The organism is Enterobacter cloacae complex sp. S3, assembly GCF_014930495.1.
Taxonomy (GTDB): domain Bacteria; phylum Pseudomonadota; class Gammaproteobacteria; order Enterobacterales; family Enterobacteriaceae; genus Enterobacter; species Enterobacter asburiae_B.
Genome location: NZ_JADBRD010000024.1, coordinates 1 through 4,653, shown reverse-complemented (window position 1 = coordinate 4,653; position 4,653 = coordinate 1). Strand labels below are relative to the sequence as shown.

The window sequence follows — 4,653 nt, the reverse complement described above, 5'->3', positions numbered from 1 at the left end:
CAGACCATCGTCCTGGTCTCCGCGCTGCTGATCGCCTCGAGCGCGGGCATTCTGTGGTGGCAGGGGCAGCAGATACTCGACAACTACACGACCATCCGGGAGCAGAAGAGCACGCAGGCCATGCTGTCAGAGAGGAACAGCGGCGTGCAGCTCTCGACCTGCGGCGAGCAGAGACGCCGCTGCGTGAAGGTGAACCCGGAAGCGGGACGGTTCGGAGAGGATTCGAGCTGGATGATACTGGCGGGGAAATAGCACATGACGGAGCTGGAAAAACAGTTGCTGAGCGCATTAGAGCAGCTACAGCAGGACTACTCGAAAAGGCTGGACGAGTGGGAGAGCGCCTTCGCGGAATGGCGGACGATGTCTGGTCTTATGCTACGGGAGAACGCAGCGCTGAGCGAGCGCGTCACGGGCTTGAGCAGGCAGGTGCAGAGTTTGAGCGAGCAGCTGCGCCGGTTGTCGAGCGACTGAATGCCGTCGAGCTGCACCGGGAGCAGGAGCGCGTGGTGCAGCATCAGAAAGCGCTGGAGCTGGAGCGATCTCAGCGACAGCGGACGTATAACAGCCCTTCACTGTGATAACCTGATAAAACGGGGCTTTCGGCGGACATCTGCGCTGAAAGCCGGAGCCATTCACCCGACTGCATAGCCATGCAGCCGGGTGAAATTTATCTGGCGCAGAATGCGCGGTTTAGCGGAGAGTTTGCTGCCGGTTTTACCGGGCTGACGCCGCATTTGTTCCGAACCCGTCCGGGGCGGTGCTGATAAGGGATGTTATGGTAAATGCGGCATTTTTTATTATATGGAGTGTATTTTTATGAGAATTAAAAAGCCTCACCTTCGTCCGATAGTCATAACCTTGTCCGTTGGTGGGATTTTGTTAACTTCTATTTTTCTGATTGCCGTTATTATGGTTTTTCAGCGCGAAAATATAGAAAAAGATTTGCTTTATGCTAATTCATCGTACGCTATGAAAATGTCAGATGTAATGAGTGGTTATATTGAAATGGCTCAAGGTGAATTAGCATATGGAGCAAAAAAAATAAAATCAACTAATGATATTGACTCACTTAAAGATGAGGCGGATAGGTTAAGATTGCAGTCTGGTATGTTTAATTCAGTTCTTGTTGTTAGTAATGATGCTGTTGTTCTGGCGACTTCGCCAGAATCTCTTGATTTAGTTGGTACCCGCTTGAATTCAAGTGCCAGCAAATTGGCGATTGAGGAAAAGAAACCATTCATATCTTCACCGTTAAAATCAGTTACTGGGAATTTGATTATTTTGTTGTCACATCCTATTTATGATAAGGGTGGCAATTACATAGGGTATGTCGGTGGGTCTATATATCTAAAAAAACATAATTTATTTGGCGATGTTTTGAGCAGGCATTTTTTCAAGAACAACACTGAAATTAGCATTGTTAGTGATGATGGGAATGTGATCTTTAATAACGATAAAAGTGCTGTTGATCGGCCTATGGTTATGTCTGATGATTTGAAATCAAAGTTAACTGCGTCTGATAGAGGTGAGGGGGCATTTTTTTCTTCGGGGCATAGATATCTTCTTGGTTATGCTAGTATGAAAAATACTGCTTGGAATGTGTTGGTTTATAGTCGTGCTGACAGTGTGACTACTATTCTTATTGCTTATGCTAAAAGTGTACTTGTTCTGCTAATTATAATAATTATTGTGTTTTCACTTATTTCATATTTCATTGCCTCCAGTATTTCACTTCCTTTAGAAAAGCTTGCTATATCTACCAATGCTAAAGATATCGGAGCTTCGCTAGTTTATATTAAAGCTATCAATGCTTGGTATGCCGAAGCTGATAGGCTTAAAAAGGCGCTTTTTACGTATATTAAGGTAATGATGGAAAGAGTTGATTTTCTAAATGAGGTGGCGCTTAAAGATCCCCTTACCGGCGTGAACAATAGATTGGGGTTTTTAAGTAAAATACAGAATCATAAGCGGGATTCAGGGTATTCAGTTATTGTAATTGATGTTGATTTTTTTAAAGAGATAAATGACAGTTTCGGGCATGGGGTCGGAGATGAGGTGCTTGTTTCTTTGGCTCATATTATTAATTCCTGTTGCCGTAGTGAAGATGTTGTTTGTCGGTTTGGTGGCGAAGAGTTTGTTGTTTTCCTGCCGAATACATCTGTGGTAACAGCTAAGTGTGTTGCGGAGCGTATTAGGAGTGTTATTGAAAGTACTGTCTTCCCTAATAACTTGCGGGTCACCATATCTGCTGGTGTGGCAACACAAGATGATCCTCTTGGTAGGATCGATTTTTTGCTGAAAAATGCTGACGATGCTCTTTATCAAGCCAAAAGGGAGGGGCGTAATAAAGTGATTGTATATAGCGCTATTTGAGTTTTTTGATGATGCTTTACGCGCTAGTGTGTCGTTTTTTTTGTGGCGAAGAGTGGGCAAGAAGCGGATCCTCTTGTTATCCCTTCGATGTCGTCGTAATCTCATACCCTGTAAACAAAAAAACCACCGCTACCAACGGTGGTTCGTTTGCCGGAATTCAGAGCTACCAACTCTTTCTTCCGAAGGTAACTGGCTTTCACGGAGCGCAGGTACCAAAACTGTCCTTCCAGTGTAGCCGCAGTCAGGCCACCACTTCAAGAACTCTGTAGAACACTCTACTACTCCGCTCCGTGAATCCTCTTACTAATGGCTACCGCCACTGGCGATTTTTCGTGTCTGTTCCGGGTTGGACTCAAGATGATAGTTACCGGGACAACGTGGTAGTCGGGCTGAACGGGGGGTTCGTGCATACAGTCCAGCTTGGAGCGAACTGCCTTCCCGGAACCGAGTGTCAGGCGTGGAATGAGATAAACGCGGCCATAACAGCGGAATGACACCGGTAAACCGAAAGGCAGGAACAGGAGAGCGCACGAGGGAGCCACCAGGGGGAAACGCCTGGTATCTTTAAGTCCTGTCGGGTTTCGCCACCACTGATTTGAGCGTCAGATTTCGTGATGCTTGTCAGGGGGGCGGAGCCTATGGAAAAACGGCTTCGCCGCGGCCTTCTCGCTTCCCTGTTACGTTCCTTCCTGGCATCTTCCAGGAAATTTCCGCCCCACCTGTAAGCCGGCACCGCTCGCCGCAGCCGAACGACCGAGCGCAGCGAGTCAGTGAGCGAGGAAGCGGAATATATCCTGTATCACATATTCTGCTGACGCGCCGGTGCCGCCTTTTTTCTCCTGCCACATGAAGCACTTCACTGACACCCTCATCCGTGCCAACATATTAAGCCAGTATACACTCCGCTAGCGCTACGTGACTGGTTCAGGGCTGCGCCCCGAAACCCGCCAAAAGCCACTGACGCGCCTGCGGCTTGTCCAACCCCGCGCCGACCGGGAAAGGTTTTCCCGCCCGTCCCGGCGTTATCAGGAGACCGGTTTGTCAGAGAAACGGAACAAGATGCTCACCATGTGGGTGACGGAGGACGAGCACCGGCGGCTGCTTGAGCGCTGTGACGGCAGGCAGCTGGCGGCGTGGATGCGGCAGACCTGCCTGGACGAAAAGCCGGCACGTTCCGGAAAGCTCCCCTCAATCTCGCCGGCGCTGCTGCGCCAGCTTGCCGGCATGGGCAATAACCTGAACCAGATAGCCCGCCGTGTTAACGCCGGCGGCGGTACCGGCCATGACAGGGTGCAGATTGTTGCGGCGCTGATGGCCATCGATGCCGGACTTGAGCGGCTGCGGCACGCCGTTCTTGAGAAAGGAACGGACGATGATCGTTAAATTTCATCCACGCGGTCGCGGCGGTGGCGCCGGGCCGGTGGACTATCTGCTGGGTAAAGACCGGCAGCGTGAAGGCGCCACCGTCCTGCAGGGGAAGCCGGAAGAAGTCCGGGAGCTGATTGACGCGTCGCCTTACGTTAAGAAATACACCTCCGGGGTACTGTCGTTTGCGGAAGCGGATTTACCTTCCGGCCAGCGGGAAAAGCTGATGGCAAGCTTTGAGCGGGTTCTGATGCCCGGACTTGATAAAGACCAGTACAGCATCCTGTGGGTGGAGCATCGTGACAAGGGGCGGCTTGAGCTGAATTTTCTGATCCCGAACACGGAGCTGCTGACCGGCAGACGGCTCCAGCCGTATTACGATCGCGCCGACCGTCCACGCATCGATGCCTGGCAGACCATCGTGAACGGCAGACTGGGGCTGCACGACCCGAACGCACCGGAGAACCGGCGGGCACTGGTCACACCGTCTGCACTGCCTAAAGCGAAGCAGGAGGCTGCAGAAGCGATTACACGCGGTCTGCTTGCTCTTGCCTCATCCGGGGAGCTGAAAACCCGTCAGGATGTCACTGAGGCGCTGGAAAGCGCAGGTTTTGAGGTGGTCCGCACCACAAAAAGCAGTATCAGCATTGCCGACCCGGACGGGGGGCGAAACATCCGACTGAAGGGAGCCATTTATGAACAGTCTTTTAACGCTGGCGAAGGACTTAGAGCAGAAATCGAAAGCGCAGCAGCAGAATACCGGCGAGATGCTGAAAGCCGCATTCAGCGAGCACGAGAAATCTGTAAAAGCGGAACTGAACGAAAGCGCGAAGAGAATCAGCGCCGCCATCCTCGACCACGACCGGAAACTGTCCTCAGCCATGAGCCAGCGCACGAAAGGCATGGTGCGCATGG

General features: G+C 51.1%; 5 protein-coding genes and 1 pseudogene. 5 read left to right on the top strand and 1 reads right to left on the bottom strand.

Annotated features, from left to right (window positions below; translation table 11 throughout):
• The 4 genes and pseudogenes from IM317_RS15480 to IM317_RS15465 all read left to right on the top strand — a co-directional run.
• Window positions 1-252, top strand: a pseudogene (locus tag IM317_RS15480) (mobilization protein); the annotation flags it as partial.
• Window positions 253-255: 3 nt separating this feature from the next.
• Entirely contained in the window at window positions 256-471 is a 216-nt protein-coding gene (locus IM317_RS15475; protein ID WP_012565230.1) for an MbeD family mobilization/exclusion protein, read from the top strand.
• Between the two features lie 345 nt (window positions 472-816).
• Window positions 817-2,373: a sensor domain-containing diguanylate cyclase gene (locus IM317_RS15470; protein WP_032993376.1), complete on the top strand. Its 1,557-nt coding sequence runs from the start codon at window positions 817-819 to the stop codon at window positions 2,371-2,373.
• A 1,059-nt stretch (window positions 2,374-3,432) separates the two neighbouring features.
• On the top strand, window positions 3,433-3,756 hold the full coding sequence (locus IM317_RS15465; protein WP_007772081.1) for a MobC family plasmid mobilization relaxosome protein: 324 nt from the start codon (window positions 3,433-3,435) through the stop codon (window positions 3,754-3,756).
• A 181-nt stretch (window positions 3,757-3,937) separates the two neighbouring features.
• Here the strand turns inward: IM317_RS15465 and IM317_RS24275 are convergent, their stop codons facing one another.
• On the bottom strand, window positions 3,938-4,183 hold the full coding sequence (locus IM317_RS24275; RefSeq protein ID WP_050497065.1) for a hypothetical protein: 246 nt from the start codon (window positions 4,181-4,183) through the stop codon (window positions 3,938-3,940).
• Between the two features lie 250 nt (window positions 4,184-4,433).
• Here IM317_RS24275 and IM317_RS23975 point away from each other — a divergent pair.
• Window positions 4,434-4,653, top strand: a 220-nt coding sequence (locus IM317_RS23975) for an MbeB family mobilization protein (protein ID WP_227010928.1), incomplete at its 3' end; no start/stop codon positions are given.